At 61.1% G+C, this 16586-nt stretch carries 18 protein-coding genes; 8 read left to right on the forward strand and 10 right to left on the reverse strand.

Features of this window, described 5'->3' with window-relative positions; translation table 11 throughout:
* Positions 1-318: 318 nt before the first annotated feature.
* Entirely contained in the window at positions 319-798 is a 480-nt protein-coding gene (locus AT959_RS10975) for a hypothetical protein (protein WP_066883072.1), read from the forward strand.
* Positions 799-870: 72 nt separating this feature from the next.
* Here the strand turns inward: AT959_RS10975 and AT959_RS10980 are convergent, their stop codons facing one another.
* Positions 871-1488, reverse strand: a complete 618-nt coding sequence (locus AT959_RS10980) for a c-type cytochrome (protein WP_240481808.1) — start codon at positions 1486-1488, stop codon at positions 871-873.
* A 166-nt stretch (positions 1489-1654) separates the two neighbouring features.
* Here AT959_RS10980 and AT959_RS10985 point away from each other — a divergent pair, with 166 nt between their 5' ends.
* Genes AT959_RS10985 through AT959_RS10995 form a run of 3 tightly spaced genes read left to right on the forward strand, consistent with a single transcriptional unit; the run spans position 1655 to position 3514 of the window.
* The gene (locus AT959_RS10985; RefSeq protein WP_066883001.1) at positions 1655-2665 is read left to right on the forward strand and encodes an MBL fold metallo-hydrolase; all 1011 of its coding nucleotides are present in this window, start codon (positions 1655-1657) and stop codon (positions 2663-2665) included.
* 32 nt (positions 2666-2697) lie between these two features.
* A complete protein-coding gene (locus AT959_RS10990; RefSeq protein ID WP_066883002.1) occupies positions 2698-3009 on the forward strand; it encodes a hypothetical protein in 312 nt (103 codons plus the stop codon).
* A 1-nt stretch (position 3010) separates the two neighbouring features.
* Positions 3011-3514: a SoxW family protein gene (locus tag AT959_RS10995; RefSeq protein ID WP_066883003.1), complete on the forward strand. Its 504-nt coding sequence runs from the start codon at positions 3011-3013 to the stop codon at positions 3512-3514.
* Positions 3515-3683: 169 nt separating this feature from the next.
* Here AT959_RS10995 and AT959_RS11000 read toward each other — a convergent pair whose 3' ends face one another.
* Positions 3684-4772, reverse strand: coding sequence for an acetate and sugar kinases/Hsc70/actin family protein (locus AT959_RS11000; protein WP_066883004.1), 1089 nt, complete (start codon positions 4770-4772; stop codon positions 3684-3686).
* Positions 4772-5347 (reverse strand): DUF4337 domain-containing protein, encoded by a 576-nt coding sequence (locus AT959_RS11005; protein WP_066883005.1) that lies wholly within the window; start codon positions 5345-5347, stop codon positions 4772-4774. The genes AT959_RS11000 and AT959_RS11005 overlap by 1 nt, the downstream gene beginning before the upstream one ends.
* 162 nt (positions 5348-5509) lie before the next feature.
* Between AT959_RS11005 and AT959_RS11010 the strand changes: the two genes are divergently transcribed.
* From AT959_RS11010 to AT959_RS11020, 3 genes are all read left to right on the forward strand, one after another.
* Positions 5510-5713: a (2Fe-2S)-binding protein gene (locus tag AT959_RS11010; RefSeq protein WP_066883006.1), complete on the forward strand. Its 204-nt coding sequence runs from the start codon at positions 5510-5512 to the stop codon at positions 5711-5713.
* A 103-nt stretch (positions 5714-5816) separates the two neighbouring features.
* Positions 5817-7952, forward strand: coding sequence for a TonB-dependent siderophore receptor (locus tag AT959_RS11015; RefSeq protein ID WP_205629886.1), 2136 nt, complete (start codon positions 5817-5819; stop codon positions 7950-7952).
* Positions 7953-7959: 7 nt separating this feature from the next.
* Complete coding sequence (locus AT959_RS11020) at positions 7960-9168, forward strand: PepSY-associated TM helix domain-containing protein (RefSeq protein WP_066883007.1); 1209 nt, start codon at positions 7960-7962, stop codon at positions 9166-9168.
* 179 nt (positions 9169-9347) lie between these two features.
* Here the strand turns inward: AT959_RS11020 and AT959_RS11025 are convergent, their stop codons facing one another.
* Genes AT959_RS11025 through AT959_RS11035 form a run of 3 tightly spaced genes read right to left on the reverse strand, consistent with a single transcriptional unit; the run spans position 9348 to position 11869 of the window.
* Positions 9348-10577 carry an MFS transporter gene (locus AT959_RS11025; protein ID WP_066883008.1) on the reverse strand — a complete coding sequence of 410 codons (1230 nt, stop codon included), beginning with the start codon at positions 10575-10577 and terminating at the stop codon, positions 9348-9350.
* A 14-nt stretch (positions 10578-10591) separates the two neighbouring features.
* Positions 10592-11422, reverse strand: coding sequence for a 3-methyl-2-oxobutanoate hydroxymethyltransferase (gene panB / locus AT959_RS11030; RefSeq protein ID WP_066883009.1), 831 nt, complete (start codon positions 11420-11422; stop codon positions 10592-10594).
* Positions 11423-11425: 3 nt separating this feature from the next.
* Positions 11426-11869 (reverse strand): PaaI family thioesterase, encoded by a 444-nt coding sequence (locus AT959_RS11035; RefSeq protein ID WP_066883010.1) that lies wholly within the window; start codon positions 11867-11869, stop codon positions 11426-11428.
* A 164-nt stretch (positions 11870-12033) separates the two neighbouring features.
* Here AT959_RS11035 and AT959_RS11040 point away from each other — a divergent pair, with 164 nt between their 5' ends.
* Positions 12034-12954: a LysR substrate-binding domain-containing protein gene (locus AT959_RS11040; protein WP_066883011.1), complete on the forward strand. Its 921-nt coding sequence runs from the start codon at positions 12034-12036 to the stop codon at positions 12952-12954.
* Here AT959_RS11040 and AT959_RS11045 read toward each other — a convergent pair.
* The 4 genes from AT959_RS11045 to AT959_RS20520 all read right to left on the reverse strand — a co-directional run.
* Positions 12932-13888 (reverse strand): alpha/beta hydrolase family protein, encoded by a 957-nt coding sequence (locus AT959_RS11045; RefSeq protein WP_205629887.1) that lies wholly within the window; start codon positions 13886-13888, stop codon positions 12932-12934. The genes AT959_RS11040 and AT959_RS11045 overlap by 23 nt on opposite strands.
* A 139-nt stretch (positions 13889-14027) precedes the next feature.
* The gene (locus tag AT959_RS20515; RefSeq protein WP_205629888.1) at positions 14028-14453 is read right to left on the reverse strand and encodes a GFA family protein; all 426 of its coding nucleotides are present in this window, start codon (positions 14451-14453) and stop codon (positions 14028-14030) included.
* Between the two features lie 303 nt (positions 14454-14756).
* Positions 14757-16370: a methyl-accepting chemotaxis protein gene (locus AT959_RS11050; protein WP_066883012.1), complete on the reverse strand. Its 1614-nt coding sequence runs from the start codon at positions 16368-16370 to the stop codon at positions 14757-14759.
* A gap of 90 nt (positions 16371-16460) precedes the next feature.
* Positions 16461-16586: phosphate acyltransferase (locus AT959_RS20520; RefSeq protein WP_153132769.1), on the reverse strand; the 126-nt coding region annotated here is incomplete at its 5' end.

Raw genomic sequence — 16586 nt, forward strand, 5'->3', positions numbered from 1 at the left:
TGGCAGCCGGAGGATCACTTTCGCGGGGGACCGATGCCGCGCGCCGCGAGCCAGAGAATGGCAATCACGACAAGGGCGCCAAGGATGCTGATCAAGCCGATGCTCATGGGGCGATGAATCCTGAAACGGGTAGCGCACCGATTGGCTACCGTATGAACAGCTTAGTGGATACGAAGCCATGCCGCCTTTAGGGTTATCCCGCTTCTCCGGGGCGAAAACCGACACTTAAGCCCCCCTTAAGATTAGCCAACTAAATTACTCAGGTATCGCGAATCTCGCGACAGATTCCGCCTTTCACTCCCGTTCAAGGAACTCATGATGAAAACGAAACTCGCCGTCCTGCTTGCCTCTTTCCTCCTCGGCATCTCTGTTGCCGCCCAGGCCGCCGCCCCTCATGAACATCACGCCCATGGCAATCCGGAACCACAAAAGCTGCAACTAAACGCTGGCCAGAAATGGGCGACCGACGCCCCACTGCGCCAGGCGATGAGCGAGATCAATCAGGCCATGGCAACAGCCCTGCCCCGCATCCACAAGAATCAGTTTAGCGAGGCCGACTACCAGGCGCTGGCCGGGACGGTCAGCCAGAAAGTGGCCTACGCAGTGGCGAACTGCAAGCTGGAGGCCAAAGCCGACGCCATGCTGCATCTGGTGATTGCCGACCTGCTGGCCGGCGCTGAAGCCATGGAAAGCAAGCAGCCTGAAGCCCGCCACGACGGGGCCGCCGGCGTGCTGCACGGGCTGCAGGCCTATGGCAAATATTTCCAGCACCCGGGCTGGAAGACGGCCAAAGGCTAAATCGGCAATCCCCCGAGGAAAAATCAAAAGGCCGCGAAATCGCGGCCTTTTCAATGACAGGATCAGCCCGGTTTAATCAAGCGTCGCGATGTACTCGGCGACGGCGTGGGTTTCCAGTTCGGACAGTTTGGAGGCGATGGTGTGCATCACCGCGTTGTCGTTGGTCCGCTCACGCTTGTTGAACTGCTTCAACTGGTCCTCGATGTAACGCGGGTGTTGGCCGGCCAGACGCGGCAGCATCGGTGTGCCGTAGCCCTTGGCACCGTGGCAGCTGGAACAGGCCGGCAGGCCGGAGAACTGGTTGCCGCGATTGAAGACGAACTTGCCGACGGCCAGCAGTTCGGCATCCTTGGCAGCGCGCGGCTTGGCCGTCTTGTTTTCGAAGAAGGTACCGAGCGCTTTCATTTCCGGTGGCGTCAGTTCCTCGGCCTGCGGCTTCATGGTGTCGCTCTTGCGCTTGCCGGATTTGAAATCGCTCAGCTGCTTGGCGATGTATTCGGAATGCTGGCCGGCCAGGCGCGGGAAGACGGCGCTGGCCGACTCGCCTTCGAGGCCGTGACAGAGAAAGCAGCGACCGGCGACGATTTCTTCGGCCCGGGCCAGATCGGCCTTGGCGTCGGCCATCACCGGCATGCTGAAGAGCACGAACAGTGCGCTGGCGCCGAACAGAACGGTTTTCTTGTACCCCACTTGACCACCCCTTTTTATCAGAAAATATCAATATATTATTAAACAGTAATTCGCTTACACTTGGCTTTCAAATCAACCGGGCGAGCGACGAGCCGCTGCCCCGCGACCAGTGCGCGCTTGGGCGTAGAGCTTGAAGATTACCCCTAAACCGGGCAAGGAGACACCGATGAACCGCCGCCGATTCCTGCAGGCCAGCGCCGCCTTTTCCGCCCTGAGCGCCGTCGAGTTTGCGCCGTGGCAAAGCCTCAACGCCTTCGCCAAGGAAGTCGATGAATTCATCCGTGGACCGGCGGTCAAGGACCACCCGCTGCGCCAGGTCTCGAAACATGTCTGGATGATCTTCTCGCCGGATGGTTTTCCGACCCCGGAAAACCAGGGCATGATGTGCAACATCACCTTCGTCAATACCGCCAAGGGCCTCGTCGTCGTCGATTCCGGCGCCTCGGTGCAGATTGGCGAAATGGCCATCCGGCAAGTCAGGAAAGCCTTCAAAAAACCCGTCATAGCGATCATCAACACGCATTACCACGGCGACCACTGGCTGGGTAACCATGCCTTCGTCGAGGCCTACGGCGACAGCCTGCCGCGCTATTCGCACCCGGGCACGATCAAGGCGGTGCAAGGCGTGCAGGGCAACATGTGGCGGACGCTGATGGAGCAATGGACCAACCAGGCGACCCTCGGCACCCGCGTCGTGCCGCCCAACCTGGCGCTGGAAAACGGCGCCGAGCTGAAATTCGGCGACGTCACGCTGCGCGTCCATCACTTCGGCACCGTGCATACGCCGTTCGACCTCTGCGTCGAGGTACTGGAAGACAAGCTGATGCTGGTCGGTGACGTCGCCATGGACCGCCGCATCGCCAACATGGACGACGGCTCCTACCTCGGCACGCTGCAGGCCTACAACCGGCTGGAAAAGACCGCCAGCACGATCTGGCTGCCCGGCCACGGCGAGCCGGGGGCCAATGTGCTGAAATGGAATCGCGAACTGTTCGAAGGTATCTACCGCCCCTGCGAGCAGGCGATCAAGGACGGCCTCGGCCTGGAGGAAGCCAAGGCCCTGGTCCTCAAGGATCCGCGTGTCGCCAGCCGGGCGAAAGAGACCAAGGGTTTCGAGAGCAATATTGGCAAGTATGTCAGCCTGGCCTATCTTGAGGCCGAAGCCGCCGGTTTCTGAACGCCATACCACGCACTCACCAAGGAGCCGCCATGCGCCTGCCCATCATCGCCAGCCTCGCCCTGCTCAGCGGCGCCGCCTGGGCCGACGCCCCCTGGGGCAAGGTCGACCTTCCAGCCGGCCAGGCCCTGCACGAAAAACACTGCACCAGCTGCCATGTCCGGATGTACGGCGGCGACGGCAGCAAGATGTACACCCGCGACGGGCGCATGCTCTCCAACCAGCTGGAACTGCTGCAACGGGTCGCCGCCTGCAACTCGTCGGTCAATGCCAACCTGTTTCCGGACGAGGAAGCGAATATCGCGGCCTGGCTGAACCAGCGTTATTACCACTTCGACAATTGAGATGCGCCCTTTGAAGGAAAGCCTGGCCGGCCTGGCACTCGCCGCCCTGTTGATGCTCGGCGCCGCCCCGGCCCGGAGCACCGATCTGCCACCGGCCGCCGACCTGCGCGCCGAGGCCGACCTGCGCGCCGAGGCCGAACAGGCTCGCCGCCAGGGCGGCCCGCTGATCGTCATCTACAGCCGGCGGGACTGCAAATACTGCGAAACGGTCAAGCGCGACTATCTGCAACCGCTGACCGCCAACCCGCGTTATCGCCAACAGGTGCTGGTCCGCCAGATCAACCAGGACAGCGCGGCGCCGCTCACCGATTTCCGCGGCCAGCCGAGCAGCCACGCCCGCTTTGCGGCGGACGAAAAGATCAAGCTGGTGCCGGTCGTCGCCTTTTACGGCCCGAACGGCCGGCGCCTGGCCGAGCCGATTGTCGGGGCACGACTGCCCGATTTCTATCAGGGCTATCTCGAAGAGGCCATCGAGCAATCGATCGGCGCCCTGCAGGCGCGCTAGGGAGACGCAGAAATATTCGTCATCCCCGCGCAGGCGGGGATCCAGTTGATTGATTATTCTGGATTCCCGCCTGAGCGGGAATGACTGGCTTGTTTTTTCTAACCAGACACCCGGTTTACGCCAATTGCTGCGGTCGACCGGGTAAAAAAAGGCATTTTCCGGCGCCCGCTCAGGGACAACTCGCCGGGTCGCTGGCGTAGGCCTCCAGCCCGAGATCACGCAGGCGGTCGAGGTAGCAGCCGTAGTGGCCGGCCCAGTCGAACAAGCGGTCGTCAGCGAGCAGGCCGGGCAGATTGGTCAGATCGAGTTCGGCGACCTGCAATTCGTCGCCGCCGGTCGCCTGCAACAGACCTTCAACGAGCAGCATGTCGGACAGCAGATAGGCGACATAAGCGGCCGGGCTGCCTACCGCGGCTGCGGTTTCTGCCTGCGTCAGGTTGGCGATCCGCTCGATCGCCCGGCTCAGCGCTGCCCGCCGGAAACCGGTTGTCTCGGCCCCCTCCCCGGCCAAACGGGCAACGGCCGGCGCCACACCGCGACTGACCGGGCGGCTGATCGCTGTCATCGTCACCGTTTCCGGCAGGGCCGGGGCGACGCCGGCCAGTTTTTCCCGGAGCAGGCCGCGGGCGATGGCGAGTTCCTCGCCGGTCATCGGCTGCAGCGTGCACGGGGCGCTTTCCGAGTTGCGGATTTCCTGGCACAGGTAGCGCTGGACGACCTTCTGGCCGAGCGGCTCGCCGTAGGCCGTGCGCTCGCCGGCGACCTGCAGGCTACCGCCGCCGATGTCGAGGACGTGGCTGGTGCTCAGCTTGTCGCCGAGCAGTTGGCGGGCGCCGAGGTAGCCGTAGGCACCTTCACGCAATTGCGGCAGGACCAGCAGCGCGACGCCGCTCTCGTCGTGGATGCGGCGCAGCGCCGCGGCCAGTTGGCCGGCATCCTGTTGCAGGGCGAGGCGCCAGGCGGAAAAACCGCCGGCGGCGCGCCGGCAGTCGTCGCCGAAGCCGGCCTGGACCGACAGTTCGCGCAGCGCCTTGATGGTCGGCGCCAGCGTTTCTTCAAGACCGCGCCCGGCCCACAGCGGGCCGAGGTAGTCGATGTCGGCCCGGCGGGTCGCCGGGCTGCTTGAAGCACCGGCACGGATGCCGGAAGAGCCCATGTCGAAAGCGACCCGGCATTCGGCGAACGCTGCGGTCGACGCGGCAAAAAGGGCAAAAACCAGCCCGGCGGCAATGGCGTGACGACGGGCTGTCTGCATCATCAAAGGTGCAGGTAGCCCATGACGCCGACCGCCAAGCCGAGGCCGGTGGCGCCGAACACCGCGCCGAGCAGCCAGCGCTTGCGGGTGAGCAGCGTGATCGCCGACAGCGCGATGGCAATCTGCAACAGCGTCGTCGCCAGCGCCCAACGTTCATGAACGTGCATTTCGGCCTCGCTCTTCTGGTCGGCCGCTTTCGATTCGGCTTCGAGCTTGTCGGCCTCGGCCTTGATCTCTTCCTTTTCCTTCTTGTAGCGCTCGACCGACTGCTTGAACTTGTCCTGCGCCTCGCCGCTGGTCAGCGTCACCGACAGCTCGGCCAGATTCTGCTTGTTGCTCTTGGCCTGGTAGTAGTTCCACTGGTTCGAGGCCGAGGTCTTCTGGATGGCCGCTTCGTTCTTGTAGAGCAGCGCCGCGTTCTGCGAATGACCGCCCATGTAGCCGAAGATGGCGCCGACCGTGGACAGCACCGCCGTCAGTACCGCCAGGCGGGAGGTGAATTGGTCGCCGCCGTGCTGGGCGACGTGCTCGACTTCATGATCGTGCGGACCGTGTACGTGAAAGCCATGACCGGACATTGTTTTAATTCCTTTATTTCTCTGGGGTTGAAACGAACAGGGCGCATTCTAGCGCTGTCGGCCGGATTTTTCAGGAAGCCCACAAATGCTATTGACAGTCATTCTCATTTCTATACAATGAGATTCATTCGCATTGAACACCCAAATCCAGGGAGATCATTCATGTATGTCTGTGTTTGCCAGGCCGTAACCGACCGCCAGATTCGCGAAGCCGCGCAAGGCGGGGCGCGTACCCTGAAAGACCTGCGCCGCGACCTCGGCGTCACCCGCGACTGCGGACGCTGCGCCTCCTGCGCCCACGAATGCCTGCAGGAAGCCAACGCCGGCCTGGGCAAACCGGGCAAGGTTCTGCGCAAGGCGGCCTGATCCCCGCCGCTTTCCTCCTTTCACCGATTACCAACCAGCCTTAGCCAGCCACCCACGGAATTCCCAGGCAGCCAGCCGACAGCACCACCGGGAGTTCCTGATCTTGTTCCAGCCAGCCCTGCCGACGGCTTTCCGTCGCCGCCCCCTCGTTCTCGTCATCGCCGCGCTCTGCGCCGCCCCCTGCCTGGCCGCCGAAACGCCCGCCACCGAAGAACAGAGTCTCGCCGCCGTCACCGTCACCGGCAACGCCGAGTACGCACCGAGTACCGAAAAAACCGGCCTCTACACCACCCGCAAGAGCGCCTCGGCCACCGGCCTCAGCCTGTCGCTGCGCGAAACGCCGCAAACCGTCTCGGTCGTCACCCGGACGCAAATGGACGATTTCCGGCTGACCAGCGTCAACGACGTGCTCGCCGCCACCTCCGGCGTCACCGTCGAAAAGGTCGAAACCGACCGCACCTACTACACGGCGCGCGGCTTCGACATCACCAATTTCCAGACCGACGGGATCGGCCAGCCTTTCGCCCACGGCAACGTCAATGGCGACATCGACACCGCCATCTACGACCGGGTCGATGCGGTGTACGGCGCCAACGGCCTGATTTCGGCGACCGGCTTTCCGTCGGCGACGATCAATTTCATCCGCAAGCGGCCGACCGCCGATTTTGCCGCCAGCGCCGGGTTGACCGCCGGGTCGTGGGACAAGTACCGGCTCGACGGCGACGTTTCCGGCAAGCTGATCGACTCCGGCCATGTTCGTGGCCGCCTCGTCGTCGCCCGCCAGGAGGCCGACTCCTATCTCGACCGCTACGGCCACGACAAGTCGGTGTTCTACGGCGTCGTCGAGGCCGACCTCGGCGAATCCACGCTGCTCACCGTCGGCCACAACCAGCAGCGCAACAAGGCGCAGAGTCCGCTGTGGGGCGCCCTGCCGATGCTCTATTCGAACGGCCAGCCGACCAATTACGACCGCTCGACCAGCACTTCGACCGACTGGGCCTACTGGAACACGACGACGAAGAGCAGCTTCGCCGAACTGAGCCACCAGTTCAACGAAGACTGGAGCGCCAAGGCCGTGCTGACGCGTACCGACTACACGCACGAGAGCACGCTGATGTACGTCTACGGCACGCCCAGCCAGAGCACCGGCCTCGGCCTCTACAGCTACCCGTCGCAGTACGCGATGGACAACCGGCAGACCCAGGCCGACCTCGCCGCCACCGGCAAGTTCGCGCTGTTCGGCCGTAAACATGAGCTGACCTTCGGTGCCAACTGGTCGAAATCGGTGCTCGACGACGTTTCGTACTACGGCCGGGGCATCGGCACCGCCCTGCCGGCGCTGGAAAACTGGACCGGCAACTACGCCATGCCGGCCTTCGACGCCTCGACCGACGGCAGCCACTTCACCTACCGGCAACAAAGCGCCTACGCCGCTGCCCGCATCAACCTGAGCGACGAGCTCAAGCTGATCACCGGCGCCCGCGCCACCAAGGCCGAGAGCGAAGGCACCGCCTACGGCGTCAACCGGCAGAGCGAGGCCAGCGACCTGACGCCCTACGCCGGGCTGATCTACGACCTGACGCGCCACCTGTCGCTGTACGGCAGCACCACCGAGATCTTCACGCCGCAATACCAGACCGACGCCACCGGCAATGCGCTGCAGCCGGTCGAAGGGCGCAGCCACGAGGTCGGCCTGAAAGGCGAGTTCTTCGACAAGAAGCTGAACGCCTCGCTCGCCCTGTTCAAGAGCGAGCAGCGCAATCTCGCCGAATCGGCCGGCTATATCGGCGCCAAGGCTTATTACAAGGGCCTCGACGCCAAGTCCAAGGGCTTCCAGATCGACCTTTCCGGCCAGCTGACGCCGCGCCTGCAGGCCAGCCTCGGCTACACGCAAATATCGATTCACGACGACGCCGGCCAGGATGTCCGCAGCTACGCGCCACGCCGCCTGCTGCGCGCCTCGACCACCTACCGCGTGCCGGGCGTCGAGCAACTGAAGGTCGGCGCCAACCTGAGCTGGCAGAGCGATACCTACCGCGACACCAGCTACGGCGAGATCCGCCAGTCGGCCTACACCCTGGTCAACCTGATGGCGCGCTACGACATCGACCAGCAGTGGAGCGTCAGCGCCAACCTGAACAACGTCAGCGACGAGAAGTACATCGCCAGCCTGTACTGGGACCAGGCCTATTACGCCGCGCCGCGCAACGCCAGTGTCGCGCTGAACTGGAAGTACTGAGGCCGCCATGCGTCGCCTGCTCGTCACGCTGCACCGCTGGTTCGGCCTCTTCGCCGCGCTCTTCCTGTTCGTCGCCGGGCTGACCGGCGCCGTGATTTCGTGGGATCACGAGCTCGACGAATGGCTGAACCCGCATCTGTTCCATGCCGTCGCGGCCGGCCCGGCGCTGACGCCGCTCGAACTGGCGGCCCGCCTGGAAGCGGCCGAACCGCGCCTGCAGGTCAGGTTCATGCCGCTGGAGATCGAGCCGGGGCACAGCCTCGGCCTCTTCGTCGAGCCGCGCCTCGATCCGGCGACGCAACAGCCCTACGCCCTCGGCTACAACCAGGTCGCGCTCGATCCGGCGACCGGCGAAATCCTCGGCAAACGGCAGTGGGGCCAGGTCTCGCTCGACCGCGAAAACCTGCTCCCCTTCCTCTACAAGCTGCACTACAGCATGCACATCCCGGATGCCTTCAGCCTCCAGTTGGGCACGCTGTTCATGGGCATCGTCGCCATCGTCTGGGTCTTCGACACCCTGCTCGCGCTGTGGATCTCCTTCCCCAGCCTTAAAAGCTGGCGCCAGTCCTTCGCCTTCCGCTGGCAGGCCGGCGGCCATCGGCTGACCTTCGACCTGCACCGCTCGGGCGGCGTCTGGCTCTTCCTGCTGGTGCTGATGCTGGCCGTCACCTCGGTCGCCATGAACCTCAAGGAACAGGTCATGCGCCCGGTGGTCGGCCTGTTTTCCGAGCTGACGCCCTCGCCTTTCGCGGCCCGGCCGAGTCCGGCGGTGGACGGGCAAAAAACGGCAAAAATGGCGGTCGACCGCATCATTGCGCTGGCCGAAGACGAAGCCCGCCAACGCGGCATCACCGCCCCGGCCGGCGGCGTCTTCCTCGACAGCCTGAGCGGCGTCTATGGCGTCGGCTTCTTCGCGCCCGGCAACAGCCACGGCGACGGCGGCCTCGGCAACCCCTGGCTCTATTTCGATGCCCACAGCGGCCAGCCCCTCGGCGCCACCATCCCCGGCAGCGGCACGGCCGGCGACATCTTCCTGCAAGCCATGTTCCCGCTGCACTCCGGCCGCATCGCCGGTCTCCCCGGCCGCATCCTGATCTCGCTGTGCGGCCTGGCCATCGCCCTGCTCAGCGTCACCGGCGTCCTGATCTGGGCCCGCAAACACCGCGCCCGCCGCCTGCAGGCCTTGAAACAGCAGCCGCAGCCGGTTCTCAACTAAGCACACCTGGCTGTGCGGGCTGTGAAGTACGAAGCGGCATGAGGACTCAGCATGAAAAATGGCCGGTACTTGTTACAGACCGGCCACTGTTGAACTGCTAGCTTGAACCACTGGCTTTGTTACTTGGCCTGGGCTGCTTCGTGCCCTCTGCGGACGTTCGTAGCTCGGGCGATTGAGGGTCAGCTTTCAGCGGCAACCGGTCGATTGTGGTGATGAGCCGTAAGCGCAGCCTCTTTGATGGGCAAATTTACAAGTGCAGCAATGATGGCCAGCGCAATGTCGGCGTACCACATCCAGGCGAAGTCCCCGAACTGGGACATGGTGATGCCACCCAACCAAGCGCCGAGAAACCCGCCAATCTGGTGCGACAGCAAAGTGAGTCCAAACAAGGTGGCCAAGTAACGTGTCCCGAACAGTTTGCCGACAATCGCCGCGGTCGGTGGAACCGTGGCCAGCCAAGTAAAGCCCAAGCCGGAAGCAAACAGGTAGTAAGTCCATTCAGTACGAGGCATCCACAGATACCAAGCAATCAGCACAGCCCGTGAGGCGTACATCACCGCCAGGACATACTTACTTCGATAACGGGCGACGCACGAACCAGCGTACAAACTGCCGAATACATTCGCTAGGCCGATGATGGCCAGTGACCAGCTGGCCACACTGGGCGGAAGACCGCACAGATTCACTTCACCGGGTAGATGGGTCACCAGGAACGCGATGTGAAACCCACAGGTAAAGAAACCAGCATGCAGCAACCAGTAGCTTGAGTTCCTGAGCGCTTCCAGAACTGCCGGGCCCAAGCGTGAATCATCAGTATGTTGTGGCGCGGTAGCCGTCGGTCCGGTCAGTTTTCCGACCAGTGGAATTGCAGCCAGGGTTGCCAAGGCCATCGCCCACATCGCGCCCATCCATCCCAGGCTCTGAATCAGTTTTTGCAGGAGTGGCGCAAAGATGAATTGGCCGAAGGAGCCTCCCGCATTGATTACGCCAGAAGCCGTACCACGGGCATCAAACGGCAATCGTTGGGCCGCGGCACCAATCAGCACGGAGAAACTGCCGGCCCCAGACCCCATGGAAGCGAGGATGCCCAAGGCAATAGCCAGGCCGAAACCGTTTTCGATGAAGGGGGTAATGGCGCAACCGATGGCGAGCGTAATCAGGCCGGCCATCAACACCAACCGGGGACCGTAGCGGTCAGCCACTGCCCCAGCAATCGGCTGGATGGCACCCCAGGTGAACTGCCCGATAGCCAACGCCAGGCTAATGGTGGCGATGCCCATGCCGGTCGAACTATTGATGGGGCTAATGAACAGCCCAAAGGATTGGCGGGTTCCCATGGTCACCATGAGAATGCCGGCCGCAGCCAAGGTTACGGACAGGACATCGGGACGTCGAATCGAGTGAAACATAATGGCTCAGAGAGTCAGAAGCAATGCTCAGTTGCAGGAAACGAGCCGTCTTTAACAGCTTCGACGTAAGAACGAATTGCTGATGCAATGTCTGTTTGTCCAGCCATGAAGTTGCGGACGAAACGCGCCTTCTTGCCAGGAAAGACGCCCAGCATGTCGTGCATGACCAGAACCTGACCGGAACAATCAAGGCCTGCACCAATGCCAATCGTGGGAATACGCAGTGCGTCCGATACGGACTTGCCAAGCGAAGCGGGAATGGCTTCGAGCAGCAGCATCGACGCTCCAGCCTCCTGAAGTGCTCGTGCATCAGACAGCAACCGCTCTGCCCCTTCCGTTGTTTTGCATTGAACTTTGAATCCGCCGAGCTGATGGACAGATTGCGGCGTTAGCCCCAGGTGGGCAAAAACCGGAATGGAGCGTTCGGTCAGAAACCGAACCGTGTCACACAACCAAGCACCGCCCTCCAGTTTCACAAGCTGCGCGCCAGCCTGCATCAGCTTCACGGCATTCTCATAGGCAGACTCGGGTGTCCCGTAACTACCGAATGGCATGTCTGCCGCAAGTAGCGCAGACTTGTTGCCCCGCGCGACGCAGGACGTGTGATAGGCGATGTCGGCAATGCTCACCGGCAAAGTCGTCGCGTGGCCCTGCAACACGTTGCCCATCGAATCACCGACCAGCAGCATGTCGACCGCGCAAGCGTCCATGAGAGCGGCAAAACTGGCGTCGTAGCAAGTCAGCATGGCGATTTTCTTGCCGGCATCCTTCATATTCTGAAGTGCCGGCAAGGTGACGGCTTTACGTTGCGGCTCAGCTTGGCCTTCTTGCAGGTAACCGGCCATCCGTTACTTCTCCGTTTTACCGTGCATCACCATGATGGTCTGTTGCATCAGCGCACAAAGAGTCTCCTTCCCATCCTTGATGGCAAAGACCTCGGCCTTGGTCACAATCAGGGTGCGTCCCGGCCGCACGACCTGGCCACGGGCAATCAGCTTTTCACCGTCTGCCGGTGCAACCAGATTCATCTTGTACTCGACAGTCAGGACAGAGGCGTTGGCAGGCAACACCGTCATCGCAGCATAGCCGGCGGATGAGTCGGCAATCATGCCGACGACACCGCCATGGACAAAGCCATGTTGCTGCTCGATGCCGTCCCAGTGCGGGACATGAATCTCCGTCATCCCGCTTTCAACCACGGGCATGGTGGCCTTCACCAAATGCATGGCGTTCTGTTTGTCGAAACTGGCCAAGACGCGTTCGGCAATGTGTGGGTCTGATACATGGGGCATGGTTCGGTCTCCTTAGGTGGTTCTCAGATGATGAGCAGGCCCTCAAGTCTCACATTCAAAAGGCTCATGCATCTAGTTGTGGCGACACTTGCAATCAGGCTATTAGAATGGATGAAGCGTCTCGCCTCAAATGAGTTATTTGTGACCACACATGAGGATTTGTAATGTCAATTAGCCTCTCCAAAATTCCATCAGTAGATTTGCTGCGAGGCTTCGTCGCGGTTGGTCGTCGCATGAGTATCACCTTGGCGGCCGGCGACTTGTTTTTGACCCAGTCTGCGGTCAGTCGTCAGATTCACGGCCTGGAGACGGCACTGGGTGTGAAATTGTTCGAGCGAACACATCGCGCCATTCGATTTACGCCGGAAGGCGAGCAACTTTTTGTTGCCGCCGATAATGCGATGCAGCAACTACAAGATGCGCTGGGGGCACTGGAAGACAACATACGCCGGCGACCGGTGACGATTACGGCCAGCATTGGCTTTGTCGGCCTTTGGTTGCTGCCGCGCCTTGGCTTATTTCAGGCAGAACACCCGGAAATCGAGGTGCACATCTCGGCAAACAATCAGATTGTGGACTTGCGCAAAGAGGGCTTGGACATTGCCATTCGCTATGGTGAGGAGCGCATGATGCCACCCGGCTCAAGCCGTCTGTTTGGCGAGACCGTCTTCCCGGTTGCCCATCCCAGTCTTGGCATGAAGCGTTTGGATAACCCTTCATTGATTGAGCAGTCCACCTTGCTTGAGTTCGAGGGAGATTCGTCATTTGCATGGCAATGGACTAACTGGCTGGAGTCACAAGGATGGGCGGGCGTGAAACCCAAAAGCATTCTTCGCTTCAACCTGTATGACCAGTTGATTCATGCTGCTGTCGCTGGCCAAGGCATTGCACTGGGCAAGGGACAAATCATCGGCCCCATGCTGGCTGATGGTCGCCTGGTTGCGCTGCCAACGTCACTTCCCGGCCCCAGCTCCAACAAGGTCTACTACCTGATTCAACGAGACACCCCGGCAAGCAGTCAGGCACAAACCCTGATTGACTGGATACGTACCGAGGCCCGCGTTACGGATTCTGCTCCAGCGTAACAAGCTGAGCCGTAATCTCCTGCGTGACTTCGCCATCGCGTAGCCAAGCCAGTGGGATTTTCCACAAGGAATCCGCGTAGCGGGCATTGAAAAATGCGAAGTGCCCGATGGAAGGCTCACCGACCGCATCGGGCTCGATACGAATATGCGTGCTGGGACTGTTCTTGAAGTAGCTGAGCAGGCGATGGATAGCCGGAATGGTGCCGAACTCGTCATCGCTCATCGACACTGCCAGCGTGGGTGCCGTGACCTGAGCAAATGATTCAACCAGCTTGGCTCGCTCTTCATCCGACAGTGCCTGCGGGCCGGATTTGTAGATGTCTTCGAAGCGTGCCTCCGGGGAAATCCAGTCACGAACCACCCCGCTCGGCGTGTCTTCCAGCCACCCCAGGCGCTTGCCCGGGAAGTAGCCAAAGATTGCTGTCAGGGTCGGCATGACGATGTGCCAGCGCAAGTACATGGCCAGGCGCTTGTGCTTGGCGTAATCCCGCCAGTAGGCAAACTGCGAGCCCATCGTGAAGACCCGTTTAATGAGTTGGTTGGACGGTGCCATCCCCACCAGAAAACCACCCACGCTATGGGCGGCCACCAGAATGTCGTGCTCTTTGTAGCAGGTGCCAGCAAATCTCAGCACCCCTTCGAAGTCTTTGCCTCCCCAATCCAGCCAATTGGCCTGAAAACCCCGCATGTTCTCGGGCCGGGAGCCACCAATTCCCCGATAGTCATAGGTGATGACATTAAAGCCGTGGGCGTAGAGAAAATCGGCGAATCGACTGTAATACCGGCTTTGCACTGAAGTGGCCGGATTGATGATGACGACCGGCGGCAGCTTGTCGCTATCAACCACCTCATGAACCCAGGCATGGGCATGCAATGGAAATCCATCGACAGCGGGAATGTCTATTTTTAGCGGCTTTGTCAGTTTCGATGTCATGGCTACTTGGCGTGCTCCAACGATTGGCTTTAAGCCTACGGTGGATGCGCCAAGTGCTCAATTGAGATTATTTCGGCCTGACATTCCTGTTGTGCATGTAGCACGGCAAGACCATTGATTGCCTGATGCCTTACTCGTCCTACGAGCCGTTGATGGTTACATTCGCAATCCAGTTCCGACGGCGGCGCTCTGTTCTCTCTTCAACACTTTCACCGTCGAAATCAGACTGGAAATGCTTGAGAAGGGCGGGAGAAATGCCTTGTAGGGCATGGATATTGACCACCGCATAGAGGCGCCCATCTATCTCACTGGTCACCAGTGGAATGTCTTCGCATTGCTTGCAAATGAGGAATTCGGCAGTTCTCGTACCGAAGGTGTGCCGGGTCAGTAGCGCAAGGTTGATGATTTGAACTTTCAGGTCGGCCGATGGCGACGATGTCCAAACGCCTTTATGGGCCTGGCAGAACGAACAAGCACACGCCCACGCAGGAATTCTTGTTGGGGCAGGTAGCCACTCGAGATTAAAAGATATGTTGCCACATTGGCATTGGCCGGTAATCAGCATGAAGCCTCCTCTGGGCATCAGTGTAACCAATTGCCGCAGTTGCGATTACGACCTTCTCCGCACAAGGTTTAAATACTGATATGGGTGGCGGCTTAATGCGCAGAGCAGTCCCTTGGATGTCAGCTTGTTGTGATTTTCAACCAGCGGCTTGTGGCCTGAACCTGCCGGAAGGTCAATTCACGCAATTAGCCTATAACGATCACTCGCTTCTGGCCGCCTTGATGTCTGCACCGGGATGCTCACCTGCCCTACCCATAAAAACGGCAGTAACCCCCCGGATCGCTCTCAAAACCCAGCCCGTCCCTAAACCTCAAAACGCTCCATCGACTCGGCCAGATCCGAGGCCAAGGTCTCCAAGGCCTTGACCGTGCCGTTGGCCGCGGTGACTGAGCTGGACACCTCTTCGACCATGCGGGCAATTTTCTCGACGTTGGCAGCGACACTTTCACTCGCCTGGCTCTGTTCCGATGTCGCATGCGCCACGTCACGGACATTCATCAACGTGGCACTGGCACTGCTGTTGATTTCGTGAAGCGTTTCCGCCGCCTGATTGGCAATCCGGACGCTTTTCGCCACCTGCGGCGTCACCGCCTGCATGCTGGCAACCACGGCCGAGGTATCGCCTTGAATACCTTTGATCATTTCGGTGATCTGCCCGGTCGCCTGGCCGGTGCGCTCGGCCAATTTGCGCACTTCGTCAGCCACCACGGCAAACCCGCGTCCCTGTTCGCCCGCCCGAGCCGCTTCAATCGCCGCATTCAGGGCCAGCAGATTGGTCTGATCGGCAATCTCCTTGATCACCCGGGCAATGCCATCGACTTCACGCGAGCGCTCTTCCAGCCCCTCGATGCGTGACGAAGCTTCGGCCACCTGAGCCACGACATGATCGAGTTCCTCTGCCGCCTGGTGCACCAACCCGGCGCCGGTGCTTGCCAGTTCCGCAGATTTCTTCGAGCGGATTTCGCTATCGCTGGCATGCGCCGAGATCTCATTGACGCTCACCGCCATTTCCTGCATCGACGCGGCCGTCGCCGCCGTCGCCTCGGAAGAGGTTTGCGCGAACTCGGTAATCTGCTGCATCTGCATCGTCAGCTCACCCGTCGCCAGGTTCAGCGTGGCAGCACCACTCTTGATCTCGCCAATCATGCGCTTCAAGCTGCCTTGCATGGCGGAAAGCTGGGCGAGCAGGCTGCCTTTATGGGCGCTGTCGATTTTCTCGACCAGACTTCCCGACGCGATGGCCCGCGTCATCTCTGCGGCATAGCCGGCCTCGCCGCCCAATTGCCGGTAGATGCCCCGGGCAAGAAAGGCGGCCAGAGATGCCGTCAGCACGATGGTGAACAGGCCAATGGCAAGGATGGAAAGCGTGTAGGACCAGAACTTCTCTTCAATATCATCGACGAAGAATCCGGTCCCAATACTCCAGCCCCATGGCTCGAACCTGGTCACACCGTTGAGCTTTGGCGCCATCTCGTTGGCTTTCGTACCGGGCTTTGCCGCCGGAATTTGAACGTAGGCAAACTCGCCCTGCCTGGCCAATTCTGCCCGATAGATTTCGGCGGTCGTCCTGCCGTCCGGCAATTTCCCGGGATCAACCTTGCCGACACGCTCGGGCCGCGGGTGAACAACCATCACGTTTTGATCGTCGCGGACAAAAAAGTAGACGTTGCCGTTCTGAAAGCCCTTGATCGCCGCTGCAACGGCAGCCTGCGCTTGCTCCCGGGGCAACTTGCCGGCCAGTTCCTGTTCATGGACGCGGATCGTCAGCGTCTTGGCCATTTTCAGGAGATTCTCGATCCCCGCCTGGCGCTCAGCCATCAGGCTGCCGTGCAGACTGCGCAGAGCCAGGCCGCCCAACACCAGCAGACCGACAACACTAACGGTGACCACGACGCCCAATCGGACGGAAAGCTTCATATGCACTCCTGCAATTGCGGCAGTAGCCGATTGCGGATTCCGGATTCCCGCCTTCGCGGGAATGACATTTTTGAATGAATGGGCGCTTGCTTAGCGGCCATCAACCACTGTAAGGGCCGTCATATTGACGATCCGGCGCACGGTGGCGGTCGGGGTCAGGATGTTGACCGGCTTCGCCGCCCCGAGCAGGATCGGCCCGATGGTCAGGTTGTCGCC

The organism is Dechloromonas denitrificans (genome assembly GCF_001551835.1).
In the GTDB taxonomy this organism is placed as follows: Bacteria; Pseudomonadota; Gammaproteobacteria; order Burkholderiales; family Rhodocyclaceae; genus Azonexus; species Azonexus denitrificans.